We start from the raw sequence: 26,404 nt of genomic DNA on the forward strand, positions 1-26,404 counted from the left end.
CAGAGAAAACCCACAAGCGATACCGCCCTTCCTCGCGCCACTCTGTAGGCCTTTTCCGACAGGTGCTGCCATGAAAAAAATATCCGTCATCGATTCACATACGGGGGGCGAACCGACTCGCCTGGTTATCGACGGCTTTCCCGACCTGGGCGGCGGTTCGATGGCCCAGCGGCTGGCCGTCCTGCAAGAGCGCCACGACCATTGGCGCACGGCCTGCGTGCTGGAACCGCGGGGCAGCGATGTGCTGGTGGGGGCATTGCTGTGCGAGCCGCAGGCGGCGGATGCCTGTGCCGGGGTGATCTTCTTCAATAACAGCGGCTACCTGGGTATGTGCGGCCACGGCACCATCGGCCTGGTGCGCTCGCTGCATCACCTGGGGCGCATCGAACCAGGCGTGCACCGCATCGAAACCCCGGTCGGCACCGTCAGCGCGACCCTGCACGACGACCTGTCGGTCAGTGTGCGCAACGTGCCGGCCTACCGTCATCGCAGCGGCGTCGAACTGCAACTGCCCGGCCACGGCACAGTCCGCGGCGACATTGCCTGGGGCGGCAACTGGTTCTTCCTGATCAGCGAGCATGGCCAGCGCATCGCCCTGGACAACGTCGAAGCCCTGACCCACTACACCTGGGCCGTGCGCGAAGCCCTGGAGGCCGCCGGCATCAGCGGCGCCGACGGTGGCGTGATCGACCATATCGAGCTGTTCGCCGACGACGAGCAGGCCGACAGCCGCAACTTCGTGCTGTGCCCCGGCAAAGCCTACGACCGCTCCCCCTGCGGCACCGGCACCAGCGCCAAGCTGGCTTGCCTGGCCGCCGACGGCAAGCTGGCGCCCGGTGCGACCTGGCGCCAGGCCAGCGTGATCGGCAGCCAGTTCAGCGCCCGCTACGAGCAGGCCGGCGAACAAATCATCCCGACCATTCGCGGCACCGCCCATATCAGCGCCGAGGCCTGCCTGCTGATCGAAGACAACGACCCCTTCGGCTGGGGCATCGTCTCGTGAGCGAGCCGGCCGAAGCCGACGTCCTGGTGATCGGCGGCGGCATAGTCGGGGCCGCCTGCGCCCATGAAATGGCGCGCCGCGGCCTGCGGGTCCGGGTGCTCGACAACGCCAGCGGCGGCGCCACCGGCGCGGGCATGGGCCACTTGGTGGCAATGGACGACAACCCCGCCGAACTGGCGCTGAGTCACTACTCCATCGGCCTGTGGAACCAGCTGCGAAGCCAGCTGCCAGGCGCCTGCGCCTACCGCAATTGCGGCACCCTGTGGCTGGCCGCCGACCATGCGGAAATGGACCTGGCCCGGGCCAAGCAGGCCACCCTGGCCGAACATGGGGTAGCTGGCGAGTTGCTCGACAGCACCGCCCTGGCCGAGCTCGAACCCTTGTTGCGCAAAGGGCTTGGCGGCGCCTTGAAGATTCCCGGCGACGGCATTCTCTACGCCCCGGCCACCGCCCACTGGCTGTTGCATGACACCCCCGGGGTCAGCTTCGAGCGCGCTACGGTCAGCGCCATCGCCGCCCATCGCGTCGAGCTGGATGACGGCCGCGTGCTGCGCGCCGAGTATGTGGTGCTGGCCAATGGGCTGGCGGCTGCAACGCTGCTGCCGGAATTGCCGCTGCGGCCGAAAAAGGGCCATCTGCTGATCACCGATCGTTACCCGCAACAGGTGTCGCACCAACTGGTGGAGCTGGGCTACGCCGCCAGCGCCCACGCCAGCAACGGCACCTCGGTGGCGTTCAATGTGCAGCCACGGCCGACCGGGCAATTGCTGATCGGTTCGTCCCGGCAATTCGACACCCTCGACCCGGCCATCGAACCCGCGGTGCTGGCGCCCATGTTGCGCCGCGCCGTGGATTATCTGCCGGGCCTCGCGCGATGGAACGGGATCCGCGCCTGGACCGGGTTTCGCGCCGCCAGCCCGGATGGCCTGCCGATACTGGGCGAACATCCCCGTCACCCAGGCCTGTGGCTGGCGGTCGGGCATGAAGGCCTGGGCGTCACCACCGCCCCCGGCAGCGGCCGCCTGCTGACCAGCCTGATGCTCGGCGAACGGCCGGATATCAACCCCCATCCCTATCGACCCGAGCGCTTCGCCGCCCTCACCGCCGCCCTGCCTGGAGCCCCCTCATGATCATCTACCTGGACCGTCAGGCGCTGGCCGTGCGCGAGGGCCTGAGCGTGGCCGCCGCGATCGCCGACAGCGGCGACCCACGCACCCGAACCTCCTGCACCGGCCAGCCGCGGGCGCCATTTTGCGGCATGGGCATCTGCCAGGAGTGCCGCATGACCATCGACGGCCGGCGCCAGTTGGCCTGCCAGACCCTGTGCCGCGAAGGCATGCACGTGGAGCGCACGCCATGAGCGAACGGCGCCTGAATTGCGACATCCTCATCGTCGGCAGTGGCCCGGCCGGCCTCGCGGCAGCCCGGGCGGCGAGCCGCAGCGACCTTTCCATCATCCTGCTCGACGACAACCCGCGCCCCGGCGGGCAGATCTGGCGCAACGGGCCGGGCGTGGCGCTCGCCGGTATCGCCCGCACAGCCTTGCAGGTGCTGGAGCATCCGCGGTTGCGTTACCTGCCGGGCACCCGCGTGGTGGCCGGTGCCGGCGCCAATACCCTGCTGCTGGAGGACGCTGGGCAGGCGTTGCTGGTGCAGTACCAGCGCCTGATCCTGTGCTGCGGCGCCCGGGAACTGCTGCTGCCCTTCCCTGGCTGGACCTTGCCGGGGGTGACGGGCGCCGGGGCCTTGCAGGCCCTGTTGAAAAACGGCCTGGCGATGGCCGGCGAACGCGTGGTCATTGCCGGTAGCGGGCCGCTGCTGCTGGCCAGCGCCGCCACCGCGCGCCAGGCCGGCGCCCGGGTCGAAGCGGTCCTGGAACAAGCCCCGCTGGCCGCGCTGGGAAAATTCGCCGCTGGCCTCTGGCGCTGGCCGGCCAAGCTCGGCCAGGCTGCCGGGCTGGCCACCACGGCCTATCGCTGGAATGCCCATGTGCTTGAAGCCCTGGGCGAAGATCGCCTGGAGGCGGTACGCATCCGGCAGGGCACGCAGGTGCGGGAAGTGCCGTGCGAACGCCTCGCCTGCGGCTTCGGGCTGGTGCCCAACACCACCCTCGCCAGCCACCTGGGCTGCCAGTTGCAGGCCAATGCCATTGCCGTGGATCGCTACCAGGCCACCAGCCTCGCGCAGGTCTATGCGGCCGGCGAATGCACCGGGGTCGGCGGCAGCGAACTGGCGAGGGTCGAAGGCGAGATCGCCGGGCTGGCCGCCAGCGGGCAGGTCCTGGAGGCCCTCAAGCAGGCCCAGCGCCGGGCCCATTGGCAGGCGTTCGCCGAGCGGGTGCACGAAGCGTTCACGCTCCAACCCGGGCTTCTGCGCCTGGCGCGACCTGATACGCTGCTGTGCCGCTGCGAGGATGTGCCGTACGCCGACGTAGCTGGCAAAGCGAGCTGGACTGAGGCCAAACTGCACAGCCGCTGCGGCATGGGCGCCTGCCAGGGACGGGTCTGTGCCACGGCCGCGCAAGCCTTGTTCGGCTGGGCCGCGCCGACGCCACGAGCGCCCCTGGTGCCCGCCAGGATCGAGACACTGTTGGTGGATTCGTCGACGCCCGGCGTACAGTGACAAGCCGTCCGTTGCCGCCGGCGCATCCACAGGAACGCCACGGCCCGGCGGCCGGGTAGCCCAGGGGTTCAAGGATGCCTCCCTGGAGCCGCCACGGGGCGCGCCCGGCCCCATGAAAAGAGCAGCCCCTGATGATCGATACCGTTCAGCTGCACCGTCTGCCCGAAGCCATCGCCAACCAGGCGCCCGAGGATATTCACAGCCTCCTGGGCAGCATGGCCCTGGTCATCCCGCTGCTCGACACCCTGTCCAACGCGGTGTTTTTCATCAAGGACCTGCAGGCCCGCTACCTGGCCGCCAACCTGACCCTGGCCCAGCGTTGCGGCTTCAAGAACGTCACGCCGCTGCTGGGCAAGACTTCGGCCGAGGTGTTTCCCGCCGTGCTCGGCCCGGTCTATACCGAGCAGGACCAACGCGTGCTACGCCAGGGCATCACCATCAAGGGCCAGTTGGAACTGCACCTGTACGGCAGCCGCGAGCCCGGCTGGTGCCTGACCCACAAGCTGCCGCTGCAAGGGCGCGACGGGCAGATCATCGGCATGGCCGGCATCTCCCTCGACCTGCAGGCCGCGCGCGACACGCACCCGGCCTACGAACGCCTGGCCGCGGTGGACCGGCATATCCGCGAGCACTACAACGAGGCCATTCGCCTCGACGACCTGACGCATATCGCCGACCTGTCCATCGCCCAGCTGGAGCGCTACTGCAAACGCATCTTCCACCTCACCCCGCGGCAGATGATCCACAAAGTGCGCCTGGAACATGCCTCGCGCCTGCTGCTCGGCGAGCTGCCGATCACCGACGTCGCCCTGCAATGCGGCTACACCGACCACAGCGCCTTCAGCCGCCAGTTCAAGGCCCTGACCGGCGTCAGCCCACGGCAGTTTCGGCAGAATGCGCTGGGCGCAGGCGCGGCCGTGCCGACCTAAATTTCGTCGGTTCCCGGCCTCGCCATGCCTTATGATGCGCGACCTTTTCGGCAGGCCATCGCAAACCTGCCCAGCGTTTGCCATCGATTGCCAGGAGCCACGCATGCGTCACCTCAGGAACCTCACCCGGACGCTGCATCGGCAGCGGATCGATGGCGTGACCTTCCATATCGAGCCGTCCCACCAGCCAGAACTGGACAGGCTGATCCGCGGTTTCCTGGCGACGCCTGAGCAACACCCCACGCTGGATATTCCTGAAGACAGTCGTGGTGTATTCCTGCTCGAAGGCGAACGCCAATGGGTGCTCAAGCGCAACCGCCTGACCCATTGGAAAAAGCAATTGCAGAACTTCCTCGGGCTCAAGCGCAGCTTCGGCTTGCACGACCTGACCAATGAATTCATCAATTTGTCGCGGGTTTCGGCCAAGTCTGGCCTCACGCCCCAAGTCTCGGCGTTCGGCTACAAGGGGCGCTTCCCGTTCCTGCGCGAAGAATATTTGGTGGTGGGTTTCTGGGCCAATCATTGCGACGTCGACACCCGCCTGATCGCCCATCCGGAACAGGTGCAAACCCTGCTACCGGATATTTTTCGCCTGTTCGGCCAGATGCTCGACGACGACTTCGTGCACATGGACCCACACCCGAAAAACATCCTTATCGGCGCCGACGGCCGCCTGCGCCTGATCGACTTCGAATGCTGCGCCCACACAGTGCTCGACCGCGACTTCAGCCTGGGTTTCCTGCTGGGTTATTTCTACCGTTTCTGGTTCCGCCGATTCATCTCGCAAGAAGATTACGACCGACTCTGCGAGGCCTACCTGAACGCGCAACAGCCAAACCTGGACCGACGGATTTTCCAGCCGGTGTACCAGCGCTTTCGCGACGAAAAAGTCTCCCGCACCACGCGCTACAGCATCCTCACCTGCGCCAGGGCACAAGCAGCCTTCATGCGAGCGATAAGCGCCTGACGCCCATCCGATCCTTCTTCATAAACCGCTCTTGATGAGCGGTTTTTTTATTGCCAATCGCGGGTATTTCAAGCGGGGATTGAGGTAATACCGACAGAGTAAGCCGGATATAAAAAACCGGCGTGCCGCGCCGGTTTTGAACTCGATCTCGTACAAGTTTCCTAATCGTAATATCCGACGGTTTTTTTCAGGTGATCAGAGTACTCGTAGATTTCGTCGACAGAACTAATCGGATGACGGGTTTCATTTTTTTCCTCGTCAAAAATCCCGATGTACTTTTGTGAGCGATTGAAGTGCAGGCGGCAAATCGGTTTTCGGTTGTTGTCGTCAAGCAAGATACCGAAGTAACTCTGAGTGTCCCGTTGAACGATTCGCTTGGCATCAACCACGGAGCGAACCACAGCCCGTACGATGTGATACCCCTCGAGCTCCTCCAGCGTCGTCAGCACTTTATCGTCTGCCGTATCTGCATCATCGTTATCGGCACTCCCCGCTCCGGAAGCTGAGGTAACCGCAAGAGATGGCTGGATAGCACCACTCATTGCAGACTTGAGACGATCGTTGATTTGATCATTGAGGAACTGCCCCACCGCTTTTCGCGTCAGCTCATAAAATTGCTCACGGACTTTTTGAGTAATCACTCCGTCGTACACCCGCGAGGCGAAAACTTTGACGAAGTCATCGTCTGGCTTACTGACCTGAGAAGCGATGACTTTCTTGATCTGGCTTACGTACTTCAGCTCACCTGCCGCACTGATAATCGACTCGACATCAAAAGACGACTTAGTCAGCTTGGTCAGTTCTGGCACCGAATACTCATCGATATCGAGCAAGTCCAGTTCAAGGAAGGGTTTTTCATCCATCTTGTTGGGAGCATCCAAGTCAGTGAAAAACTTATAAACCTGGCCATTAGTGAGAATGGAAATCCGCGCGCTGGTGACATGGAAGTAACGAAACAATTGCGACGCATGATTGATCTGCAACGACTCGCCGATCTTCTTGCATTCGATAAGTATCTGAACCTCACCTTCCTTCATGATCGCGTAATCGATCTTTTCGCCCTTCTTGGTCCCTATATCGCAAACGAATTCTGGCGTCACCTCCGTCGGATCGAATACGTCGTAACCCAACACCGTACTAATGAAAGGCATGACGAAGGCATTTTTTGTCGCTTCTTCCGTCTGAATGGCGGCTCCCTGCAAACGTACCTTGGCAGCAAGACTGGTTAACTTCTCGAAAAATTCCATGAGTGGCCTCTTACCTGTCCGATCCGTGTATGAGCGTGGTGGCAAATTGACTGCCATTGATACTAGACACAAACCGCCACAAAGAAAGATTCCCTCCATTTTGGATAGAACACCGGGACGAAATTTCTTCCAGCCGAGCAAATTCAGCCCTTAACCGCAGCCGAAGGGACAATCTAAAAAAGAATTTTCCCAGCGCCGTCACTGTCTGAATTTCAGATACAGCCGCACAGGGGTGACCACGATGAAATTCGCCAAATTCTCACAGAAGCTGTCGCTGTGGGCCGGCAGTCCGGGGACCTTTATGATCGCGCTGGCGCTGATTGCGCTCTGGGGCATAAGTGGGCCGATCTTCGACTTTGACGACACCTGGCAGCTGATCATCAATACCTCCACCACCATCATCACCTTCCTGATGGTGTTCGTGATCCAGAACACCCAGAACCGCGACAACGACATCCTGCATTTGAAGATCGACGAATTGGTGCGCGCCACCAAGGATGCCCACAACGCCTTGCTGAGCCTGGATGGGTTGGATCTTCCCCAGTTGGAAAAGCTGCGCCAGGAATACAAGAAGATCGGGGAAGGCGAATCCTTGAAGCTGGATGAAATACTGCCCACGCAAGAGCAGAAACCGAGTTGAATCGCCGCCGGCAAATGCCTGGCAGGCAAGAGCCAAGCGCTGGCGCCGATGTGCCTTCAGGCCGAGCCCGAAGGCGCATCGGCACCAGGACGGCATTCAGCCATCCAGTTGGTCCAGGGGCCTGCCAGCCTTGAGGGCCCTGGCCATTTGCAGGTGGTTCTGCAGTTTCGGCAGGGTTTCTTCGGCGAAGGCCTTGAGCTCGGGTACCGAGGTGGTTTCGGCCTGTTGCTGGATCTGCTCGATGGCCTCTTCGGTGGCCTTGACCTGGCTCTCGGCATAGGCGGCGTCGAAAGCCTCGCCTTCCGGAACCTCAGGGATCAACGCCTTGGCCCGGTTGATCACTTCTTCCCGGGGCGCTACGGGCAGGTCGAGTTTCTTGGCGATTTTCGCCAGGTGCTGGTTGGCGGTGGTGCGGTCGTTGATGACCACGATGGTGTAGTCCTTGACTGCCTTGGAGGATGTCTTCTGGTGAGCCAGACGACTGGCTTCGATGTCTGCCATGCCCTTGACCGAGGCGTCATCGATAAATTCCGCGGGGGATTGGGCGAACGCCGCGGTGGCGCTCAGGCCGAGCAGCAGCGCGAGGCAGGTGCGGGACAGATGGGTGGCCCTGAAACTCATGGTATCGGCCTCCTTTGATCAGGTAACGGCGCACGGCGCCTGCACAGAATGAGAGCTTTCAGGCCATCAAAGGTTTGAAAAAGTTGCATCGGCCACGACGAACGGTTGCCGGGGAAATCATCAGTAACCCGCCTCGCGCCAGCGCTTGCTTCAGGCGCGGGACGGGCTGCGCTGGGCGCGTTTGGCGGTGTACATCGCTTCGTCGGCGTGCTTGAACAACTGCTTTTCGTCATGGCCGTGGTCGGGAAACAGGCCAATGCCGATGCTCGGCAGAATGCTCAGCTGATGGCCGTCCAGGCGCAGCGGCTCATTGAGCGCCTGGCGAATCTTCCCGGCGACGATGCCCGCGTCTTCCGCCTGCTGGATACAGCCGAGCAGCACCACGAATTCGTCGCCACCGATCCGCGCCACGGTGTCGCTCTCGCGCACGCAGGCCTTGAGCCGGTTGGCCACGGCCTGCAGCAACATATCGCCGACGGCGTGGCCAAAGGTGTCGTTGACCTGCTTGAAGCGGTCCAGGTCGACGTAGAGCAAAGCCATGCGCCCGGCCTCGCGACGGGCCAGGGCCAACGCGCTGCGCAGGCGCTCGCGGAGCAATTCGCGGTTGGGCAGTTGGGTCAACTGGTCGTACTGGGCCATGTACTGCAGGCGCGTATGCAACTGCTTGCGCTCGATGGCGGTGGCGAGCTGGGCACAGACGTATTGCAACAGCTCCTTGTCCTGCTCGGTGTAGCGCTCGTCACCCGGCGCGCTCTTGACGATCAGCGCGCCGATGGTGCCTTTCTGCGAGTTCAGCGGCGCGCCAAGCCAGCACGGCGAATGCTGCTCGGAAACGGCATCCGGCAGCTGCGGTAACGGCCCGTAATTGTCGGGGGTCAGCAACAACGGCTGGCCACTGCGGATCACCTCGGCGCACAGGCTGCCGGTCAGCGTGCCCGGTTGCTCCGGGCAACGCTCGCGGTCGTCGACGTGATAGGGAAAGCTCAGCGCCTGGCATTGCTCGTCATACAGCGCCACCGAGAAATTCAGCGCCGGCAGCCATTCCCCAATGATCCGGTGCACGCGCCCGAACAGCGCCAGCAGGTCCTCGGCGGCATGGGCCGCTTCGGAAATCGCATACAGCGCCGCCTGCCGCGATTCGGCCTGCTTGCGTTCGGTGATGTCGCGGGCCACGGCGATGCGCAGTTGATCGACTTCGGACCAGCGCGCCGACCAGAGGATATGCGCGACCTGCCCGTCCTTGCGCAGGTAGCGGTTCTCGAAATTGGGCATGGGTTCGCCGCTCATGATCCGATCGGCGGCCTGCAGGGTCCGCGCGCGATCCGCGGGGTGCACCAGCTCGATCATGCGCCGGCCGACCAACTCGTCCGGCGTGTAACCGAAAATGCGCTCGCAGGCGGCGCTGACGAAGACGAAACGGCCTTCGATATCCACCGCGCAGACAGCGTCCAGCAGAAGGTCGATGAAACTGGCCAGGGGCGCGGAGTTGTTGGTTGCCATCAGGGAACGACACTGCCTGTGAAGATAAAGCGCCGAGTATCAATCCCTGGGTTCTGGCAGCGGCGCGGGGCCGCTGCCTGTCCGTGACTGTCGCAACCTTGCAGACAGTTTTTATGCCTTGTTCGCCAGCAACCCCGGAACGGCATGCAGCAAGGCGTTGATGGCGAACCCGATGAACATCACGCCGCAAAGCCGGGTGATCGCCAGTTCATGACGCTGATAGAGGGTCCGAACCTGCCGCGCACCGACGATGCCAATCAGAATAGCGTATGCGCCGATACCGCCGAGGAAACTGAGGAAGATCAACCAGGGCAGCATCGACCAATTGAGCAATTCGGCGCGGCTGGACAACAGCGCGGTAAAAGTCGCCACGGCCACCGGGTACGCCTTGGGGTTGGTCAGGCCGAACAGGATGCCGTGCCAGAACGGCTGACGCGCCGGGCCCTGGGGTTCCTGCCCGTTGCTGCGCTGGCTGCGGATCGCCCGCAGGCCGAGCCAGAACAGGTACAGGCCGCTGAGCACACCCAGCACATCGAAGGCCGTGCTGCCGATCTCCCGCGCGCCGACGATGGCGATCAGCGCGGTACTGCACCAGACCACATCGCCCAGCAGGTGCCCGCAGAGAAAGCCGGCCCCGGCCCGCCGCCCGCGCGCCGCGCCAATGCCGAAGACCGCCAGCACGCCGGGGCCAGGGGTAATGCCGTAAATAAAACCCGAGGCGAGAACGGCCAGTAACAGCGAAGAAGTCATGCCACACTCCGAAGCGCCGAAGGTGGCGCGGTTTTGATCGCAGGATTCTGCCGACTTGTGCGCCCCCGCACCACCCCACCATGGTCGCCATAGCGACAGCCAGCCGTCTTGAAGCGGCGGTGATCGGTCATTCGTCGGTAAAGATCGTCATCCCGGCATAGGGCTGCCGCCGACAGGCGCGCAAACGCGAGGCCAGATCGCCGACATGGGCTTCCAGCTGATGGCCGTCGGGGTCGAGGAAATAGAACGATGCGCCTTCGCTGCGGTTGTCGCGCCACTCCCGCACGCCAGCCGCCCGCAAGCGCTGGACGAACGTCAGGAAATGCCCGGCCTCGATACTGAAAGCGTAATGGGTGTAGTCCGGCACTTCGGCCAAGCGCCGCGACGGGTCCAGCGACAGGCACAACCACAGGCCGGGCAGCGACAGGTAGGCGCCGCCGTCCCAACTGGCATCCAGGCGCAGGCCGAGCAGTTCGCGGTAGAACGCCAGGCTGCGGTTCAGGTCGGTGACGGCGAGGGTCAGGTGGTTGAGGCCGGTGAGCATGGTTCGGATTCCTTTGAGTCCTTCGACCACCCTGTGTCCCTGGCCAGAGGCCAACTCGGGGCTTGGGTAATACATTAGAACTGGCGGCCTTGCAGACTTTCCGGCACCGCATATTGCTTTCCGTCGTAACGCAAGGTGGTCACTGCTGTCTTCTTGGCACTGGATACGGATACGCACTCTTCGCCCTTGCGAATATTGGTCGACCCGCTCGACTGGGTTTTGACGATCAGATCAGCATAACCATGACTGCTGGTGCTGGCCATCTGGAGAGTACGTTTGGTCTCATGGAACTCGCCTTCGCAGTTGGTATCCCACTCACCGCCATTGGACTCGACGATCAATGACTCCAGCACCGGACGCAGGGTCTTGCCCTCTTTGACGTAGAGCGACAGCCAGGTTTCACCGAAAGGGTTGGCCCGTGAAGAACCCCTGAAGGCAGCACGAACCCCGAATGCGCGCAACTGCGGCGTGAGAATATAGCGAGCGGTATCGATGCTCAGCCAGTCGAAGCCGATCGCATCGGAACTGAATGACGAGGCGTGAAAATAAGTGGCCAGGGGAGCACCACCATTGCTGGCAACCAGCGCCAACCGTAGATCATAGGTTCCCTCATAAGGGTCTTCAGCGCGCGGCGGCCCCTCTCGCTGCGAGCTCACGGTAATGTTCACTCCGGGATAGGCTGGCCACTCCTTGCATTCCGAGTATCCCACCACGCCATCCTTGAATTCGGGCGCAGTACATTGGGCATAAACATGGGTGATGTTCAGCGACAGCCCAATCATCGCCAAGCCACATAATCCAGCAAACTTCGATGTCATTTTTCTGCTCCTTGCATCAATCAACATCCATAGCATTTCAGCTACGCACTATCACCCGCTCGATCCGCCCTTTCAACTCTTGGCGACCGCCACCAGGCACCGCTGTCCCAGCGGGCGTCCAGCCGTAGTTGCAGCACCCCTGGCTGCGACCGGTGAGCATGTAGAGCCCCTGTTATGAATCGTCTTGAACCAAAGCAGTGCTCACACTGCACGAATGGCTCTGGCACCAAGTCCTGGGTAGCGATGTAGCATGTTGTATTACAAACCACTACATCGAGATCGCCATGTCCGCCGTCATGCCCTTGCGCCTGCCCGACGATGTTGCCGATACCCTGGCTCACCTGGCAAAGACGACAGGCCGCAGCAAGTCATTCCTCGCTGTGGATGCGCTGAGAGAATATCTGGCCCGCGAAGCCTGGCAAATCAATGAGATCCAAAAAGCCCTGACAGAAGCAGAAGCAGGCGACTTCGCCAGCGCCGAAGAGCTGCACGGCGTGCTCGATAAATGGATTGGCAATGCGCGTTGAGTGGTTGCGTACCGCCCTCAGAACCTTGATGACGAAGCCATCTACATTGCCCAGGACAATCCTCAGGCCGCCACGGAATTTGTCAAAAGCCGTTTTCCCGCCAGTGGCCGCGAAGGCCGCTTGCCCGGTACCCGTGAATGGGCGGTACCCAATCGCCCTTACCTGATCCCCTACCGCGTCCGCCAGGGACGCCTGCAGATCCTGCGGATTTTCCATACCCGGCGTTTACCGCCTGCCTGCTGGCAAGACAAACACCCGTAGCTTGTGCTCGGCGTCAGCCTGCCGTTTACCCTGGGTTCCGCACGGCATGCCGTCAGGCGCCCCCAACGCTCGGACGCAAGCTGCGCTGATTGCCGCTTCTTTGATATTCGCCTTGGCCCCACCATGCCGGCCATTGCCAGCATGGCCTTGCTCGATGCTGGTCAGCCTATTGGCACACCCAGGCCAGCAAGGGCCTGAGCGCGCTATTGGACATGGGCCGGTATCAGAACGCGCTACGGAAAATCTCTTCGATCTGGCGCTGGTCGGCGGTGCGGGGGTTGGTCAGGCCGCAGGCGTCTTTCAGGGCGTTGGCGGCCAGGACCGGGATGTCTGTCAGCTTGGCGCCCAGCTCACGCAGGCCGTTGGGAATCTCGACGTCCCGGGCCAGGCCGCGAATGGCGCTGATGGCGGCCTGCGCGCCCTCTTCCGGGCTGAAGCCACGGATATCCGCGCCCAAGGCGTGTGCCACGTCGGTCAGGCGCCCGGCGCAGACCATGGCGTTGAAGCTCTGCACATGGGGCAGCAGCACGGCGTTGCATACGCCGTGGGGCAAATCGTAAAAACCGCCCAGCTGGTGCGCCATCGCATGCACGAAACCCAGCGACGCGTTGTTGAAAGCCATGCCGGCGAGGAATTGCGCGTAGGCCATGTTTTCCCGGGCAACCAGGTCGCTGCCGTCGTGCACCGCCTGGCGCAGGTTCTGGCTGATCATGGTTATGGCTTTCAGGGCGCAGGCATCGGTGATCGGGTTGGCCGCGGTGGACACATAGGCTTCGATCGCATGGGTCAGCGCGTCCATGCCGGTGGCGGCGGTCAGGCCCTTGGGCATGGCGACCATCAGCGCCGGGTCGTTGACCGACAGCAGCGGCGTGACGTTGCGGTCGACGATGGCCATTTTCACGTGGCGCTGCTCGTCGGTGATGATGCAGAAACGGGTCATTTCGCTGGCGGTGCCGGCGGTGGTGTTGATCGCGATCAGCGGCAGTTGCGGCTTGGTCGAACGGTCGACGCCCTCGTAGTCGCTGATGTGCCCGCCATTGGTGGCGCACAGGGCAATGCCCTTGGCGCAGTCATGGGGCGAACCGCCGCCGAGGGAAACCACGAAATCGCAAGCGCTGCGCTGCAATTGCGCCAGGCCTTTTTCCACGTTGTCGATGCTCGGGTTCGGCTTGGCGCCGTCGAAAATCACCGAGTCGATATCCTGCATCGCCAGTTTCTCGCTGATCATGCCGGCCACTCCGGCCTTGGCCAGGCCAGCGTCGGTGACGATCAGCGCCTTGCGAAAGCCGTAGTTGCGAATCGCGACCATGGCCTCGTCGAGGCAGTCGATACCCATGATGTTCACGGCGGGAATGAAAAAAGTGCTGCTCATGGCGCGTCCTCCAGGCTGGCGCCGGATCAGCCGTGCCGATCCGGCAAATGCCCACAGGATTGACCGATAGGTCACGCGCGTTGTTGATCTGGCTCAAGGGTCGGTCGTGATAAAGTCGGCGCCCTGTATACCTTCTGCCTTGAGACGACGAACCGCGATGATGGACTTCCACGAATTTGATACCGACCTTGAAGACTGGAACGCCTTGCGCGCCAGCACGCCGATCGCCGGCCTGCTGATCGGCAACGGCGCCAGCCGCGCGGTGTGGGAAGACTTCGCCTACGACTCGCTGTTCGAGAACGCCCGCACCGTCGAAGAAAAGCCCCTGAGCCCCTCCGAGCTGAGCGTGTTCGAAGCCCTGCAGACCCGCAGTTTCGAGCAGGTGCTGGCCGCCCTGAAAACCACCAGCCGGGTCAACAAGGCCCTGGCCGTCAGCTCCGCGGCGCCGCGCAATCGGTATTACGCAATCAAGGAAGCGCTGATCAACACCGTGCACGCGGTGCACATTCCATGGCGCCTGGTGCAGCCGGCGACGCTGGCGCAGATCAACCAGGAGCTGCGCCGCTATCGCACGGTGTTCACCAGCAACTACGACCTGCTCAACTACTGGGCGATCCAGCACGATGCCCAGGGCCTCGACGACCTGTTCCAGGGCGCCGAGCCGAGCTTCGACATCAGCCACACCGCCAGCAAGCAGACCCGCGTGCTGTACCTGCACGGCGGCCTGCACCTGGTGCGCAACCAGGACGGCACCGCGCGCAAGCTGGGCTCCACCGAAGGCACGCTGCTGGGCAATTTCGCCATCAACAACACCCTCAAGACCCTCGACGATGTGCCGCTGTTCGTCAGCGAAGGCCCGGTGGCGGACAAGCTCAAGACCATCCGCAGCAGCGACTACCTGTCGTTCTGCTACCAGCAGTTGCTCAACCACAGCGATGCGCTGTGCATCTTCGGCCATGACCTGGGCTCGCAGGACAGCCACCTGGTGAGCGCAATCCGCCAAGCCAAAATGCAGATCCTGGCGATCTCGATCTACCCGCGCAGCAAAGCCTTCATCCAGAACCAGAAGCGGCGCTACGCCCAGCTGTTCGCGGGGATGGACGTGACGTTGCGGTTCTTCGATGCGAAGAGCCATGCGCTGGGCGATCCTGCGCTGTCAGTGCCGGTCGAACGCTGACAGCGAAGCGGGCGATCCTCCGTAGGAGCGAGGCTTGCCCGCGATCCAGACACCGCGGTCTACCTGCAATGACGCCATCGCGAGCAAGCTTCGCTCCTACCAATAGCGCAGCGGCTCACTCTTCGCCGCTGTGCACCACCACCAGCAACTGCGCCTGCACCTCGCCCACCGAGCGCAGGCGGTGGGGCTTTTGCGCATTGAAGTGCAGCGCGTCGCCGCGGTTGAGGATCACCCGTTCGTTCATGAAGTCCACTTCCACCTGCCCTTCGTGGACAAACAGAAACTCCTCCCCCAGGTGCTCCTTGAAGCTCTTGTCGGTGAACTCGCTGGGCGGGTAGATGATGAAGGGCAACAGGCTGCGCTCGCTGACCTGATGCGCCAGCACCGCATAACCCGGCGCCTGGTCGTTGGCCGCCAGCGACTGGCGTTCGTCGCTGCGCACCAGGCTGTAGCTGTCGAGGCTGACGTTGTCTTCGGCGAACAGCTCCTCGACTTTCACGTTCAATGCCTTGGCCAGTTTCAACGCGGCGGCAATCGAGGGCGTGTTCAGGCCGCGCTCGACTTTCGACAGGTAGCTCTTGGTCATGCCGGATTTCTCGGCCAGGGCCTCCAGCGTCACGCCAAGTTTTTTTCTCAATAATTTCAAACGGATAGACATGTAGAACGGTTAACCCATCAAGGAGGCGACGATTTGTCCTTGCCAATGACACAGCGTGTCATATAGCCTCTTTAGTGTCATTTGCTTTCACCCAACGACCTTGCGAGCAGCGGGAGCTGGCAAATCCGACGTCCATTGCAACCACCAAAGGACACCCGATATGGCCAAGACATTAGCACTACCCAAAGAGCAGCTGGTCAGGCAGGCCCTGACCCAGATGCAAAACACCCTGGCGGATAATACGTGGACCGACCGGCAAAAGCTGGCCCTGACCTGCCGCATCCTGTTCGAGAACGGGCACGACTCCGGCCTGGCCGGGCAGATCACCGCCCGTGGCCCGCAACCGGGCACTTACTACACCCAGCAACTGGGCCTGGGTTTTGATGAAATCACCGCGGGCAACCTGCTGCTGGTCAACGAAGACCTGGAGGTGCTCGAAGGCCACGGCATGCCCAACCCGGCCAACCGTTTCCACAGCTGGGTGTACCGCGCCCGCCCCGACGTGAACTGCATCATCCACACGCACCCGACCCACGTCGCCGCGTTGTCGATGATCGAAGTGCCGCTGGAAATCTCCCACATGGACCTGTGCCCGCTGTATGACGACTGCGCCTTTCTCAAGGCCTGGCCAGGCGTGCCGGTGGGTAACGAAGAAGGCGAGATCATCTCCGCGGCCCTGGGCGACAAGCGCGCCATCCTGCTTTCGCACCACGGCCAGCTGTCCACCGGCGCCAGCATCGAGGAAGCCTGCGTGATCGCCCAATTGATCGAGCGCGCCGCCAAGCTGCAGCTGCTGGCCATGGCCGCCGGCACCATCAAGCCGATCCTGCCGGAGCTCGGCCGCGAGGCCCATGACTGGATCTCCAAGCCCAAGCGCCACGCCGCGGCCTTCAACTACTACGCTCGGCAGAACCTCAAGCAACACGCCGATTGCCTGAACTGAACCCCCTCATTATTTAAAGGAGCGTCGCCATGTCGAACGCCAATATTCACGGCATCATCGGCTACACCATCACCCCGTTCACCGCCAACGGCGAGCAACTGGACCTGGACACCCTCGGCCGTTCCATCGATCGCCTGATCGACAGCGGCGTGCATGCCATCGCGCCCCTGGGCAGCACCGGCGAAGGCGCCTACCTGAGCGACGCCGAGTGGGACCAGGTCGCCGAATTCAGCATCCGCCGCGTGGCCAAGCGCGTGCCGACCATCGTCAGCGTTTCCGACCTGACCACCGCCAAGGCCGTGCGCCGCGCGCGTTTTGCCGAGGCCAAGGGCGCCGATGCGGTGATGGTCCTGCCGACGTCCTACTGGAAGCTCAGCGAAGCCGAGATCCTCGCCCACTACCAGGCCATCGGCGCCAGCATCGGCGTGCCGATCATGCTCTACAACAACCCGGCCACCAGCGGCACCGACATGTCGGTGGAGCTGATCCTGCGGATCTTCCACGCCGTGGAAAACGTGACCATGGTCAAAGAGAGCACCGGCGACATCCAGCGCATGCACAAGCTGCAATTGCTGGGCGAAGACCAGGTGCCGTTCTACAACGGTTGCAACCCGCTGGCCCTGGAAGCCTTCGCCGCCGGCGCCAAGGGCTGGTGCACCGCCGCGGCGAACCTGATCCCGCAGCTCAACCTGGACCTGTACCAGGCGGTGCTGGGCAACGACCTGGGCCGTGCGCGCGAGTTGTTCTACCGCCAGTTGCCGGTGCTCGACTTCATCCTCAAGGGCGGCCTGCCGACCACCATCAAGGCCGGGTTGAACATGACCGGCCTGCAGGTCGGCGAGCCACGCCGCCCGGTGTTCCCGTTGGGTGAAGCCGGACGCGACCAGTTGCAGGCCATGTTGAACGCAGTGCGCTGATCGGGCCCTGGCTGTAGGGGCGAGCTTGCGGGCCTCATCGCCGGCAAAGCCTGGCTCCTACAGATTCGCGCGCCCAGGCTTGCGTAGGAGCGAGGCTTGCCCGCGATAGCGCTGCATCAGGCACAACACACATTGCCTGGCTCCCACAAAATCACCGCCCAACAAAAAGCCCGACAGGTTGTCCTGTCGGGCTTTTTTGTTTCAGTGCAGAACGTCAGGCGGTCTTGTCTTTGATGGTCGTGCTCGGGCCGTTGCTCTGCACGCTGGCAATGCCCGCGTCGCGCGCCGCCTCGGACGAATAGCGCTGGCTATTGCCGATGATCTGGTGGTTCGCGGCCTTGAGGTTGAAGTAAGGCTTGCCGTCCTTGGAAACTTCCTTGGCGTAGCGGGCCTCGTTGGGACTGTTGGTCTGCACCGAAGCGATGCCGTTTTCGGCGGCGCTGCGGGAGGCGTACAACTCACTCGTCAAAATGGTTTCAGCATTGCCAGCCTTGAGAACGAAGCGGAACTGCCCGTCACTGCTTTTGCTTAATTCATACCATCCAGCCATGGTCCTGCTCCTGAGTGTCCAAAGATGCGAATGCACTTCGGATTAAAGCCTGTCTTTGCCGGTTTACCAGCGTTTTGGGGTGTGTTGCTGAGGCACGCACCATCAGACAGGAAAAACCGCATCCGGTTCATGGACGCAAACTCATGCAGACAAATAGTAATAATTCTCGATATCATTCGCGCCTTTTTCTGCCCGGCAGCCTTCGCGAAGGATCTTCATGTCTCGCTTCAAGCCCGACCCCACCTCGGCGGACCCCGTCCGCGGGTTCTATGCGGACATCCTGCATTACCTGCGTAAACGCACGGACAACGCCAGCGATGCGGCGGACATGACCCAGGACGTCTTCACCCAATGGCTCGATTACCGCGACCGGGCCAAGGTCGAACAACCCCGCGCCTTTCTGTTCCAGATGGCGCGCAACCTGCTGCGCGACCACTGGCGCCGGCAGAAGGTCAGGCACAAGGTGCACCACGAACCGCATGCAGCAGAACCCGAGCCGCTGGCCGACGAACATCACGAACCGCTGTCCGCGGCCCAGCGCCTGCAACGCCTGGAACATCTGAAAAGCGTGCTCGCCGAACTCTCGCCGCGCCGCCGTGAAGCCCTTATGCTGCACCGCTTCGAAGGCCTGAGCCAGGCGCAGATCGCCGAACGCATGGGCATCTCCCTGAGCATGGTGGAAAAACACATCGCCTTTGCCCTGCTGCACTGCAAGCAGCGCCTGGAACGGGAACACGGCAAGGAGCACGCCCAATGACCCGCCACAGCGACACCGAGCACGAGATCGACAGCATCGACGCCCAGGCGGCCGTCTGGTTCACCCGCAATCGCGACGATCGCAGCCAGGCCACGCGCGAAGCCTTTGCGGCCTGGGCCCGCGAGCCGGCCCACGCCCGGGCCTATGCCGAGTTCGAGCGCTTGTGGGCCGACCTGGCCGAACTCGACCAGTTGAACCGGCCGACGCCGCTGCCGCTGCGTAAAAAGCCTCGCTGGCGCCCGGCCCTGGCGGCCGCCGCCGCATTGGTCTGCGCGCTGCTGGCCATCGAGCTGGGCGCTCCGCCGGCGATCCATTCGCAGCAAATCACCGCCCAGAGCACCGGCATGCGCAGCTTCAACCTGCCCGACGGCAGCACCCTGTACGTCAACGCCAACACCCGCCTGCGCATCGACTTCAGCGCACAGCAACGCAACCTCTATCTGGACCAGGGCCAGCTGTACCTGGAAGTCGCCGCCGACAAGGAACGGCCGCTGTGGGTGCATGCAGGCAACGCCCGGGTGCGGGTGGTCGGCACCGGCTTCGATGTGCGGCGCGGTGAGAAACAACTGGTGGTCAGCGTCGCCCATGGCCAGGTGGCGTTCGCTCCCGACGCGCAGAAGCCCGATTCGCTGCTGCTCGGCGCCCGCCAGCGCGGCATCTATGACTACGCCAGCGGCACCCTGCGGGAACAGGCGGTGAGCGTCGACGAGGTCGCCGACTGGCGCGGCGGCCACCTGGCCTTTCGCAATCGCGACCTGGCCAGCCTGGTGGACGAGTTGAACCTCTATCGCCGCCAGCCGGTGTTGCTGGCCGATGGCGCGCTGGGCAACTTCAAGGTTTCGGGCAACCTCGATGTGCGAGACCCGGACGCGCTGATCAAGGCCCTGCCGGCGCTGATCCCGGTAAAGACCGTGGCCCTGGCCGACGGCCGCGTGCGTATCGAAGCCCGACGCTGAAACTCATATGCGAATATTTTGCATTCGCATATGAGGTTTTATTTTGCTGACGCGTCTTCCTCCGGTCTGCGTTGTTTACGCACACCTTTTTTGGCCTTTGTCGCCGCTCCGGGGGATTTCATGTTTCGCGCGTCTTATCACTTGCAGCTCATCTGTTCGCGTCCGACCTTGCTCGCCGCCTGCCTGGCGTTCAGCCTGCAGGCCCAGGCACAGCTTGAGGTCGAATCGTTCACCTTCGCCCTGCCCGCCCAGCCGCTGGCGGCCTCGCTGAGCCAGGTGGCGCAGCAGGCGAAGATCCAGTTGCTGTTCGACGAAGAGGTGCTGCGCAACGTAAAGGCCCCGGCGCTCAAGGGCGATTTCAGCCCCGAGGCGGCGATCCAGCAATTGCTGGGCGGCAGCGAGTTCAGCCTGGTCAAGGTCGACAAGACCTACGTGGTGCGCCCCGCGGAAAACAGCAGCACCCGCAGTTCGGCGCTGCAACTGGGGGCCATGAGCGTGATCGGCAGCGGCCTGGAAGTGGACTCCGCGACAGTCGGCCGCTCGACCCTGAACCAGGCCGAGATCGACCGCCACCAGGCCACCAACATCCCCAGCCTGATCGCCACCCTGCCCGGCGTCAGCCTCGGCGGCTCGCTCAAGCCCGGCGGCCAGACCATCAACATCTGGGGCCTGGGCGACGCCGAAGACGTGCCGATGAGCGTCGATGGCGCGACCAAGAGCGGCTTCGAACGCTACCAGCAGGGCTCGATCTTCATCGAGCCGGAATTGATCAAACGCATCGAAGTGGAAAAGGGCCCGCACTCGCCCGAGACCGGCAACGGCGGTTTCGGCGGCACCGTGCACATGGAGACCAAGGACGCCCCGGACCTGCTGCAGGAAGGCCGCGACACCGGCGCCATGCTCAAGTACGGCTACAGCAGCAACAGCCATGAACAGGCCTACACCGGCGCGGTCTACGGGCGCACCGAGGACCGGCGCTTCGATGCCCTGGCCTACTGGACCAAGCGCGACGGCGACGACATGAAACTGGCCAGCGCCCAGCCGGACCCGCGCAACGCCTACCCGATCAACCCCAAGCGCCTGCCCAATACCGCCCAGGACCTGGACGGCGAGCTGTTCAAGCTGAACATGCAACTGACCGACGAACACCGCCTGGGCTTTAGCTACATGCGTTCCAACAGCGATATCTGGGCGCCCTTCTCGGCCAAGAGCTACCCGGCGCCACCGAGCCAGCGCGATATCGACAAGTACGGCTACGAGGGCGCCACCCGGCGCTTCCTGGCGCAGCGCAACACCATCGACACCACCTGGCAGGCCAAGTACCAGTACACGCCGCTGGACAACCCGTGGATCGATTTCGAGGCCCGCTATTCCGATTCCAAGACCGACCAGACCGACGAGCGCGGCCCGGACGCCTACTTCCAGCCCGCCTCCGGCGGACGCAAGATCACCGTGGGTTACGAGGACAAGATCCTCTCGCTGAAAAACACCAGCCGCTTCAACACCGGCCCGCTGGAGCATGCCTTGACCCAGGGCATCCAGATCCGCAAGCACACCCGTGAGGTGGACATGTGGATGCCGGGCAAGACCTACGAGGTGCCCAAGTACAACAACGGGCATTACCAGCCGGGCTTCATGCCCCATGGCAAGGTCGACAACAATGCCTTCTATATCCAGGACGCGATCACCCTGGGCAACTTCACCCTGACCCCGTCCCTGCGCTACGACCATGTGCGCAACCGTGGGCAGAAGAACGACGCGCCGATCTACAACAGCCCCGACCCGGTGGTCGGCCACGACTATGGCGACAAGACCTACACCGGCTGGTCGCCACGGCTGTCGGCGTTCTGGACAGTCACCCCGCAATTCGCCCTGTTCGCCGACTACAGCAAGACCTGGCGCGCGCCGGTGATCGACGAGCAATACGAAGTCCAGGCCGCCGGCACCACCCGCTCGGCCACCAGCCGCGACCTCGACCCGGAGCGCATCACCGCGTTGCGCGCCGGTAACATCACCAGCTTCGCCAATGTGTTCACCGACGCCGATAGCGTGCAGGTGCGCACCACGGTGTTCCGCAACCAGATCAAAGACGAAATCATGAAGAACCTCGGCATCGGCTGCCCCGAGCAGTTGAGCGGCGGCAAGAGCATCGGCCAGGTGTGCAACCAGCCGACGATCGGGGTTTATCGCAATATCGGCGACCTGACGATCAAGGGCTTCGAGGTTGAGAGTTTCTACGATTCGACCTACCTGTTCGGCTCGCTGTCCTACTCCTGGATTACCGGCAAGCACGAAGGGGCCTACACCAACCCTTGGGGGCCGAACGTCTGGGCGCGTGACATTCCGCCGCGCAAATGGGTCGCCACCCTGGGGGTGAAAATCCCGCAGTGGGATGCGCAAGTGGGCTGGCAGGGCCAATGGGTGCGCCAGACCGACCGGGTGCCGAGCGATATCTACCCGAGCGGCCCGGCCAGCGCCGCGGGCGACTCCTACTGGGACCAGTACGAGAACGACCGTTACAACGTGCAAGGCCTGTTCGCCAACTGGAAACCGCAGCAGCCGTACCTCAAGGGCACCGAAGTCAACTTCACCCTGGACAACATGTTCAACCGCGATTACCGCCCACCCCTGAGCGGCGAAAACGCCTCCAGCCTGGGGCGCAACGCCAAGATCAGCGTGACCCGGTTCTTCTGAACCGGGGCGCTGCCCCTGTAACCCCTGTAACCCCTGCAACCGCTGCAACCGCTGCAACCGCTCTAACCCCTGTAGCCGCTGCCGAGCCCTGGCGAGGCTGCGATCGACCCGAAGGGGCGCGGCGATCTTGCGACCGTCTGAGGTCCTGCGGACCTATCGCAGCCTCGCAGGCTCGGCAGCGGCTACAGGTCGTGTTTTGTCAGGGGATGCTGGTGAGAAGCGAAGAGGTTTCGCTTTGTTTTGTAAGGTATTTCCTAGAAAATCCCCAACGCCTTTGAGCGCCTTGTACCCCTCAAACCGATCAGGCAGTCTGCCTGGGTCGCTGCAAAAACAGCGGCCCGGATGTGGAAGTTCGGTTCTGGAGAACGTGCAATTCGTCTCATACGAAAACATCAGTGACCTTCAGTCCTGGTGAGTTCGTTTTATGGCGGCTGTACGTGGGGCACCCTCGGGTGCGCCGGTGGCTCCAGACCGGTCTTCCACACCTACGTACGGCTGCCACCTCTCATGTGGAAGTGAGATCCGGCGGTTCCTTGAACGACTGGAGAAATTACCTCATGAAAAAGCTCGTCCCCGATCCGCCCCTGCAATCCCCTCGCAAACTGCGCGACCCGGAACTGGATCGCGCCAACGCCAGCCTGATCGCCGCCCTGCAAGGCACGCGCCGCCGCCCCTTTGGCCTGCGCGACGGCCAGGGCCATCCGCTGTTCGCCGTGCAGCCCGGGGTCAATGCCGAAGACGCGCTGATGCACGTGTCCCTGCTGCTCAAATGCGCCGAGGAGGTGTCCGATGAAATCACCGAACGCGCCAGCGGCATCGAGCGCGGGCTGATCTGGTCCATGGTGCATTCGGTGGAAATGGCCCGCGCAGTGGTGGACGCCCTGCTCGACAGCACCCACCCCACCACCTGAGCCACCAACTGCCCCACCTGTAGCCGCTGCCGAGCCCCGGCGAGGCTGCGATCGGGGCACAGCCCCGCAAAACCTGGCGACGCGGTATGCCAGGAAAGATGCCGCCTGTTCAGTGGCTCACGCGGCGCTCTCGGGTCCATCGCGAGCAAGCTTCGCTCCTACGGGTAGGTAGCCTGATGGGCAATATATGTCCGGCACACCTGCCCCTGTAGCCGCTGCCGAGCCTGCGAGGCTGCGATCGGGGCACAGCCCCGCAAAACCTGGCGACGCGGTATGCCAGGAAAGATGCCGCCAGTTCAGTGGCTCACATGGCGCTCTCGGGTCCATCGCGAGCAAGCTTCGCTCCTACGGGTAGGGTGTTGTCTGGTTTGACGCCCGCTGCGCGGGCGATCGCAGCCTCGCAGGCTCGGCAGCGGCTACAGGGTTGCGGGGTTATTTGGTGGCGTTGCGCACCACGCTGAGCTCCGGCGTGGCGTTGCGGCGCTGGCTCAGGTAGCGGGTGCAACTGACCCGCAGGAACGAGGCGAAATTCACCACTTCGCCGCGGTAGTCCATCACTTCTTCGTAGAGCTTGGCGATCAGCTGGTTGGTGGTCATGCCATCGACCTCGGCGATTTCGCTGAGGATGTCCCAGAACTGGTTTTCCAGGCGCAGGGTGGTGACCACCCCGCAGATGCGCAGCGAGCGCGAGCGGGACTCGTAGAGGATCGGGTCGGCTTTGACGTAGAGCTCGCACATGCTGGGCGCTCCTCGGTTGGAGGTAGGACGATGGCGCTGCTTCCTGACAGAAAAGCAGCGCCGGCAAGTCATCCGTTTACAGCGTGATTGTGGTGCCCAGCAGGCCGAGGAAACCAGCCAGCCAGCTGGGGTGCGCCGGCCAGGCCGGGGCCGTCGTCAGATTGCCCTGGACGTGGCTGTCCGTCACGGGGATATCGATGTAGGTACCGCCGGCCAGGCGCACTTCCGGGGCACAGGCCGGGTAGGCGCTGCACTCGCGGCCTTCGAGGATGCCTGCCGCCGCCAGCAGCTGGGCGCCGTGGCAGACGGCGGCGATCGGTTTGCCGGCCTGGTCGAACGCCTGCACCAGTTGCAGGACTTTTTCATTCAACCGCAGATATTCCGGAGCGCGACCGCCGGGGATCAGCAGCGCGTCGTAATCGGCGGCCTCGACCTTGGCGAAGTCGAAATTCAGGGCGAACTGATGGCCCGGTTTTTCGCTGTAAGTCTGGTCGCCTTCGAAGTCATGGATCGCGGTGCGCACGGTCTGCCCGGCCTTTTTGTCCGGGCACACCGCATGCACGGTGTGGCCGACCATCAGCAGCGCCTGGAACGGCACCATCACTTCGTAGTCTTCGACGTAATCGCCGACCAGCATGAGGATTTTTTTCGCGGCCATGGAGATGACTCCTCTTCAAGGGAAAACAGGAGTATTCAAGGTAGTCCTTATCCGCGGGGCCGGGTAATAACCCGGTACTACGCCAGCAATGCTGCCGGGTATTGCGTCATCGTTCTTCGCGAGCAAGCCTCGCTCCTACGGCAGCGGGGACCCGAATGGCCGTGGGGTGTCCGTAGGAGCGAGGCTTGCCCGCGATCCAGGCGCCACGGATTGCCTGATACACCGCGTTTTCGTTCTTCGCGAGCAAGCTTCGCTCCTACGGCAGCGGGTGCGGGGGTAAATGGCCACCGTAGGAGCGAGGCTTGCCCGCGATCAAGGCGCCACGGATTGCCTGATACACCGCGTTTTCGTTTTTCGCGGGCAAGCCTCGCTCCTACGGCAATCCTCAGCCCAGGTAGCCGTCGGCGCGCAGCAGGGTTTCCAGGCAGTGCTCGCTGATGTGGTAGAACGCCTTGAGTTCGCCGATCTTCGCCAGCAGCTGGGTCGGGTCCTGGGGTTCGGCGCGTTTGACCGCGAGGATCATCTTGTTCTTGTTGGTGTGTTCCAGGGAGATGAATTCGAAGACCTTGGTCTCGTAGCCGCAGGCTTCGAGGAACAGCGCGCGCAAGCTGTCGGTGACCATCTCCGCCTGCTGGCCCAGGTGCAGGCCGTATTGCAGCATCGGCTTGAGCAGCGCCGGGCTCTGCATCTGCGGGCGGATCTGTTTGTGGCAGCACGGCGAGCACATGATGATCGCCGCGCCGGAGCGAATACCGGTGTGGATCGCGTAGTCGGTGGCGATATCGCAGGCATGCAGGGCGATCATCACGTCCAGCTCGCTCGGCGCCACGCTGCGCACGTCGCCACATTTGAATTCCAGGCCCGGGTAGTCCAGGCGCGCCGCCGCGGCGTTGCACAGGGTCACCATGTCTTCGCGCAGCTCCACGCCGGTCACCTGCCCTTGCGCCTGCAAGGTGTTGCACAGGTAATCGTGGATGGCGAAGGTCAGGTAGCCCTTGCCGGAGCCGAAATCCGCCACCCGCACCGGCTGCTGCAGGTCGATCGGCGAGGAGCTCAGCGCGTGGCTGAAGACCTCGATGAACTTGTTGATCTGCTTCCACTTGCGCGACATCGCCGGGATCAGCTCATGCTGCTTGTTGGTCACCCCCAGGTCGGTGAGGAAGGGCCGGCTCAGCTCCAGGTAGCGGTTCTTCTCGCGGTTATGCTCGGCCGACGGCACTTCGCGCTGCTGCTGGGCCTTGCCCTTGAACAGCGAGCTTTTGCCCTTCTTGCTGTATTCAAGCTGCACTTCGTCGGTGAGCGACAGCAGGTGCGCGTTCTTGAACGACGCCGGCAGCAGCCCGGCGATCAGCGCCACGCCTTCGTCCAGGGGGAAATTCTTGGTGATGTCGCGGGTCTTGTAGCGGTAGACGAAGGACAGGCACGGCTGCTCCTTGACCGTCAGCTGCTTGATGATCAGCCGCTGCAAGTCCGCCTCGGCCCCCACGTGCTTGGCCAGCACCAGCTTGATAAAGGCGTTCTGCGCCAGGCTGGTTTCCAGCAATTGAAGAAACTGGGCGTGATGATCCGGCGCGAGGCTGGCGGGGGTTGCGGTTGCGGACATGTAAAAGGTGCCTCGGGCGGTGCGGGGTGTGGATCGGGGAA

27 protein-coding genes and 1 pseudogene are annotated in these 26,404 nt (G+C 63.2%); 16 read left to right on the top strand and 12 right to left on the bottom strand.

The window, feature by feature from the left end:
• Positions 1–70 precede the first annotated feature (70 nt).
• The 6 genes from BLV20_RS06915 to BLV20_RS06940 all read left to right on the top strand — a co-directional run bounded on the left by BLV20_RS06915 (position 71) and on the right by BLV20_RS06940 (position 5,521).
• The gene (locus BLV20_RS06915; protein WP_092298865.1) at positions 71–1,003 is read left to right on the top strand and encodes a 4-hydroxyproline epimerase; all 933 of its coding nucleotides are present in this window, start codon (positions 71–73) and stop codon (positions 1,001–1,003) included.
• Entirely contained in the window at positions 1,000–2,133 is a 1,134-nt protein-coding gene (locus BLV20_RS06920; RefSeq protein WP_092298868.1) for an NAD(P)/FAD-dependent oxidoreductase, read from the top strand. Before BLV20_RS06915 ends, BLV20_RS06920 begins: the two co-directional genes overlap by 4 nt.
• On the top strand, positions 2,130–2,363 hold the full coding sequence (locus BLV20_RS06925) for a 2Fe-2S iron-sulfur cluster-binding protein (RefSeq protein ID WP_092298871.1): 234 nt from the start codon (positions 2,130–2,132) through the stop codon (positions 2,361–2,363). The genes BLV20_RS06920 and BLV20_RS06925 overlap by 4 nt, the downstream gene beginning before the upstream one ends.
• Positions 2,360–3,625 (top strand): NAD(P)/FAD-dependent oxidoreductase, encoded by a 1,266-nt coding sequence (locus BLV20_RS06930; RefSeq protein WP_092298874.1) that lies wholly within the window; start codon positions 2,360–2,362, stop codon positions 3,623–3,625. Before BLV20_RS06925 ends, BLV20_RS06930 begins: the two co-directional genes overlap by 4 nt.
• Before the next feature lie 131 nt (positions 3,626–3,756).
• A complete protein-coding gene (locus tag BLV20_RS06935) occupies positions 3,757–4,554 on the top strand; it encodes an AraC family transcriptional regulator (RefSeq protein WP_092298877.1) in 798 nt (265 codons plus the stop codon).
• A gap of 103 nt (positions 4,555–4,657) precedes the next feature.
• Complete coding sequence (locus tag BLV20_RS06940; protein ID WP_092298879.1) at positions 4,658–5,521, top strand: lipopolysaccharide kinase InaA family protein; 864 nt, start codon at positions 4,658–4,660, stop codon at positions 5,519–5,521.
• A 161-nt stretch (positions 5,522–5,682) separates the two neighbouring features.
• Here BLV20_RS06940 and BLV20_RS06945 read toward each other — a convergent pair whose 3' ends face one another.
• Positions 5,683–6,768, bottom strand: coding sequence for a type I restriction endonuclease (locus tag BLV20_RS06945; protein ID WP_092298882.1), 1,086 nt, complete (start codon positions 6,766–6,768; stop codon positions 5,683–5,685).
• Positions 6,769–7,009: 241 nt separating this feature from the next.
• Here BLV20_RS06945 and BLV20_RS06950 point away from each other — a divergent pair, with 241 nt between their 5' ends.
• Positions 7,010–7,408, top strand: a complete 399-nt coding sequence (locus tag BLV20_RS06950) for a low affinity iron permease family protein (RefSeq protein ID WP_092298885.1) — start codon at positions 7,010–7,012, stop codon at positions 7,406–7,408.
• Between the two features lie 96 nt (positions 7,409–7,504).
• Here the strand turns inward: BLV20_RS06950 and BLV20_RS06955 are convergent, their stop codons facing one another.
• The 5 genes from BLV20_RS06955 to BLV20_RS06975 form a co-directional block, all read right to left on the bottom strand.
• Entirely contained in the window at positions 7,505–8,029 is a 525-nt protein-coding gene (locus BLV20_RS06955; RefSeq protein WP_092298888.1) for a DUF4142 domain-containing protein, read from the bottom strand.
• 150 nt (positions 8,030–8,179) lie between these two features.
• Positions 8,180–9,529, bottom strand: a complete 1,350-nt coding sequence (locus BLV20_RS06960; protein WP_092298891.1) for a sensor domain-containing protein — start codon at positions 9,527–9,529, stop codon at positions 8,180–8,182.
• Positions 9,530–9,640: 111 nt separating this feature from the next.
• Positions 9,641–10,279 (bottom strand): LysE family translocator, encoded by a 639-nt coding sequence (locus BLV20_RS06965; protein ID WP_092298894.1) that lies wholly within the window; start codon positions 10,277–10,279, stop codon positions 9,641–9,643.
• A 127-nt stretch (positions 10,280–10,406) separates the two neighbouring features.
• Positions 10,407–10,823 carry a fosfomycin resistance glutathione transferase gene (fos, locus tag BLV20_RS06970; protein WP_092298897.1) on the bottom strand — a complete coding sequence of 139 codons (417 nt, stop codon included), beginning with the start codon at positions 10,821–10,823 and terminating at the stop codon, positions 10,407–10,409.
• Positions 10,824–10,897: 74 nt separating this feature from the next.
• A complete protein-coding gene (locus BLV20_RS06975; protein WP_175540151.1) occupies positions 10,898–11,641 on the bottom strand; it encodes a PA3715 family protein in 744 nt (247 codons plus the stop codon).
• A 296-nt stretch (positions 11,642–11,937) separates the two neighbouring features.
• On the opposite strand from BLV20_RS06975, the gene BLV20_RS06980 reads away from it, so the two are divergent.
• The gene (locus BLV20_RS06980) at positions 11,938–12,168 is read left to right on the top strand and encodes a CopG family ribbon-helix-helix protein (protein WP_092299800.1); all 231 of its coding nucleotides are present in this window, start codon (positions 11,938–11,940) and stop codon (positions 12,166–12,168) included.
• Positions 12,158–12,429 (top strand): annotated as a pseudogene (locus tag BLV20_RS06985) (type II toxin-antitoxin system RelE/ParE family toxin). The gene BLV20_RS06980 and the pseudogene BLV20_RS06985 overlap by 11 nt, the downstream one beginning before the upstream one ends.
• Positions 12,430–12,652: 223 nt before the next feature.
• Here BLV20_RS06985 and yiaY read toward each other — a convergent pair.
• On the bottom strand, positions 12,653–13,801 hold the full coding sequence (gene yiaY, locus BLV20_RS06990; protein ID WP_092298900.1) for an L-threonine dehydrogenase: 1,149 nt from the start codon (positions 13,799–13,801) through the stop codon (positions 12,653–12,655).
• Positions 13,802–13,958: 157 nt separating this feature from the next.
• On the opposite strand from yiaY, the gene BLV20_RS06995 reads away from it, so the two are divergent.
• On the top strand, positions 13,959–14,978 hold the full coding sequence (locus BLV20_RS06995) for a DUF4917 family protein (RefSeq protein ID WP_092298903.1): 1,020 nt from the start codon (positions 13,959–13,961) through the stop codon (positions 14,976–14,978).
• A gap of 115 nt (positions 14,979–15,093) precedes the next feature.
• On the opposite strand, the gene BLV20_RS07000 is transcribed toward BLV20_RS06995, so the two are convergent.
• On the bottom strand, positions 15,094–15,636 hold the full coding sequence (locus BLV20_RS07000) for a helix-turn-helix domain-containing protein (RefSeq protein ID WP_092298906.1): 543 nt from the start codon (positions 15,634–15,636) through the stop codon (positions 15,094–15,096).
• Between the two features lie 160 nt (positions 15,637–15,796).
• On the opposite strand from BLV20_RS07000, the gene BLV20_RS07005 reads away from it, so the two are divergent.
• Together BLV20_RS07005 and BLV20_RS07010 are read left to right on the top strand one after the other, a co-directional pair.
• Positions 15,797–16,579, top strand: a complete 783-nt coding sequence (locus tag BLV20_RS07005) for an aldolase (protein ID WP_053259901.1) — start codon at positions 15,797–15,799, stop codon at positions 16,577–16,579.
• Between the two features lie 29 nt (positions 16,580–16,608).
• Entirely contained in the window at positions 16,609–17,496 is an 888-nt protein-coding gene (locus BLV20_RS07010; RefSeq protein ID WP_092298908.1) for a dihydrodipicolinate synthase family protein, read from the top strand.
• Between the two features lie 214 nt (positions 17,497–17,710).
• Here BLV20_RS07010 and BLV20_RS07015 read toward each other — a convergent pair whose 3' ends face one another.
• Positions 17,711–18,046, bottom strand: a complete 336-nt coding sequence (locus tag BLV20_RS07015; RefSeq protein ID WP_092298911.1) for a YegP family protein — start codon at positions 18,044–18,046, stop codon at positions 17,711–17,713.
• A 217-nt stretch (positions 18,047–18,263) separates the two neighbouring features.
• Here BLV20_RS07015 and BLV20_RS07020 point away from each other — a divergent pair, with 217 nt between their 5' ends.
• The 4 genes from BLV20_RS07020 (at position 18,264) to BLV20_RS07035 (ending at position 23,364) form a co-directional block, all read left to right on the top strand.
• Positions 18,264–18,803, top strand: coding sequence for an RNA polymerase sigma factor (locus tag BLV20_RS07020; protein WP_092298914.1), 540 nt, complete (start codon positions 18,264–18,266; stop codon positions 18,801–18,803).
• Entirely contained in the window at positions 18,800–19,759 is a 960-nt protein-coding gene (locus BLV20_RS07025; RefSeq protein WP_092298917.1) for a FecR family protein, read from the top strand. Before BLV20_RS07020 ends, BLV20_RS07025 begins: the two co-directional genes overlap by 4 nt.
• A gap of 120 nt (positions 19,760–19,879) precedes the next feature.
• Positions 19,880–22,453, top strand: a complete 2,574-nt coding sequence (locus BLV20_RS07030) for a TonB-dependent receptor (protein ID WP_092298920.1) — start codon at positions 19,880–19,882, stop codon at positions 22,451–22,453.
• Between the two features lie 557 nt (positions 22,454–23,010).
• On the top strand, positions 23,011–23,364 hold the full coding sequence (locus tag BLV20_RS07035) for a DUF6124 family protein (protein ID WP_092298923.1): 354 nt from the start codon (positions 23,011–23,013) through the stop codon (positions 23,362–23,364).
• 432 nt (positions 23,365–23,796) lie between these two features.
• Here the strand turns inward: BLV20_RS07035 and BLV20_RS07040 are convergent, their stop codons facing one another.
• The 3 genes from BLV20_RS07040 to BLV20_RS07050 form a co-directional block, all read right to left on the bottom strand.
• The gene (locus tag BLV20_RS07040) at positions 23,797–24,102 is read right to left on the bottom strand and encodes a ribbon-helix-helix domain-containing protein (RefSeq protein ID WP_092298925.1); all 306 of its coding nucleotides are present in this window, start codon (positions 24,100–24,102) and stop codon (positions 23,797–23,799) included.
• A gap of 76 nt (positions 24,103–24,178) precedes the next feature.
• On the bottom strand, positions 24,179–24,760 hold the full coding sequence (locus tag BLV20_RS07045; protein ID WP_092298928.1) for a DJ-1/PfpI family protein: 582 nt from the start codon (positions 24,758–24,760) through the stop codon (positions 24,179–24,181).
• 385 nt (positions 24,761–25,145) lie between these two features.
• Positions 25,146–26,363 carry a class I SAM-dependent methyltransferase gene (locus BLV20_RS07050; RefSeq protein ID WP_092298931.1) on the bottom strand — a complete coding sequence of 406 codons (1,218 nt, stop codon included), beginning with the start codon at positions 26,361–26,363 and terminating at the stop codon, positions 25,146–25,148.
• Positions 26,364–26,404 lie beyond the last annotated feature (41 nt).

It is taken from the genome of Pseudomonas sp. NFIX28 (genome assembly GCF_900107395.1).
GTDB lineage: Bacteria > Pseudomonadota > Gammaproteobacteria > Pseudomonadales > Pseudomonadaceae > Aquipseudomonas.

Bases quoted from the DNA above. Each gene is read 5' to 3' on its own strand.
- BLV20_RS06980 (WP_092299800.1), top strand. From the start codon at position 11,938: ATGCCCTTGCGCCTGCCCGACGATGTTGCCGATACCCTGGCTCACCTG.
- BLV20_RS06975 (WP_175540151.1), bottom strand. From the start codon at position 11,641: ATGACATCGAAGTTTGCTGGATTATGTGGCTTGGCGATGATTGGGCTG.
- BLV20_RS06950 (WP_092298885.1), top strand. From the start codon at position 7,010: ATGAAATTCGCCAAATTCTCACAGAAGCTGTCGCTGTGGGCCGGCAGT.
- BLV20_RS06995 (WP_092298903.1), top strand. From the start codon at position 13,959: ATGATGGACTTCCACGAATTTGATACCGACCTTGAAGACTGGAACGCC.
- BLV20_RS07045 (WP_092298928.1), bottom strand. From the start codon at position 24,760: ATGGCCGCGAAAAAAATCCTCATGCTGGTCGGCGATTACGTCGAAGAC.
- BLV20_RS06940 (WP_092298879.1), top strand. From the start codon at position 4,658: ATGCGTCACCTCAGGAACCTCACCCGGACGCTGCATCGGCAGCGGATC.
- fos (WP_092298897.1), bottom strand. From the start codon at position 10,823: ATGCTCACCGGCCTCAACCACCTGACCCTCGCCGTCACCGACCTGAAC.
- BLV20_RS07025 (WP_092298917.1), top strand. From the start codon at position 18,800: ATGACCCGCCACAGCGACACCGAGCACGAGATCGACAGCATCGACGCC.
- BLV20_RS07005 (WP_053259901.1), top strand. From the start codon at position 15,797: ATGGCCAAGACATTAGCACTACCCAAAGAGCAGCTGGTCAGGCAGGCC.
- BLV20_RS07035 (WP_092298923.1), top strand. From the start codon at position 23,011: ATGAAAAAGCTCGTCCCCGATCCGCCCCTGCAATCCCCTCGCAAACTG.
- BLV20_RS07015 (WP_092298911.1), bottom strand. From the start codon at position 18,046: ATGGCTGGATGGTATGAATTAAGCAAAAGCAGTGACGGGCAGTTCCGC.
- BLV20_RS06930 (WP_092298874.1), top strand. From the start codon at position 2,360: ATGAGCGAACGGCGCCTGAATTGCGACATCCTCATCGTCGGCAGTGGC.
- BLV20_RS06960 (WP_092298891.1), bottom strand. From the start codon at position 9,529: ATGGCAACCAACAACTCCGCGCCCCTGGCCAGTTTCATCGACCTTCTG.
- BLV20_RS06915 (WP_092298865.1), top strand. From the start codon at position 71: ATGAAAAAAATATCCGTCATCGATTCACATACGGGGGGCGAACCGACT.
- BLV20_RS07010 (WP_092298908.1), top strand. From the start codon at position 16,609: ATGTCGAACGCCAATATTCACGGCATCATCGGCTACACCATCACCCCG.
- BLV20_RS06965 (WP_092298894.1), bottom strand. From the start codon at position 10,279: ATGACTTCTTCGCTGTTACTGGCCGTTCTCGCCTCGGGTTTTATTTAC.
- BLV20_RS07000 (WP_092298906.1), bottom strand. From the start codon at position 15,636: ATGTCTATCCGTTTGAAATTATTGAGAAAAAAACTTGGCGTGACGCTG.
- BLV20_RS07030 (WP_092298920.1), top strand. From the start codon at position 19,880: ATGTTTCGCGCGTCTTATCACTTGCAGCTCATCTGTTCGCGTCCGACC.
- yiaY (WP_092298900.1), bottom strand. From the start codon at position 13,801: ATGAGCAGCACTTTTTTCATTCCCGCCGTGAACATCATGGGTATCGAC.
- BLV20_RS06955 (WP_092298888.1), bottom strand. From the start codon at position 8,029: ATGAGTTTCAGGGCCACCCATCTGTCCCGCACCTGCCTCGCGCTGCTG.
- BLV20_RS07020 (WP_092298914.1), top strand. From the start codon at position 18,264: ATGTCTCGCTTCAAGCCCGACCCCACCTCGGCGGACCCCGTCCGCGGG.
- BLV20_RS06935 (WP_092298877.1), top strand. From the start codon at position 3,757: ATGATCGATACCGTTCAGCTGCACCGTCTGCCCGAAGCCATCGCCAAC.
- BLV20_RS06945 (WP_092298882.1), bottom strand. From the start codon at position 6,768: ATGGAATTTTTCGAGAAGTTAACCAGTCTTGCTGCCAAGGTACGTTTG.
- BLV20_RS06925 (WP_092298871.1), top strand. From the start codon at position 2,130: ATGATCATCTACCTGGACCGTCAGGCGCTGGCCGTGCGCGAGGGCCTG.
- BLV20_RS07050 (WP_092298931.1), bottom strand. From the start codon at position 26,363: ATGTCCGCAACCGCAACCCCCGCCAGCCTCGCGCCGGATCATCACGCC.
- BLV20_RS07040 (WP_092298925.1), bottom strand. From the start codon at position 24,102: ATGTGCGAGCTCTACGTCAAAGCCGACCCGATCCTCTACGAGTCCCGC.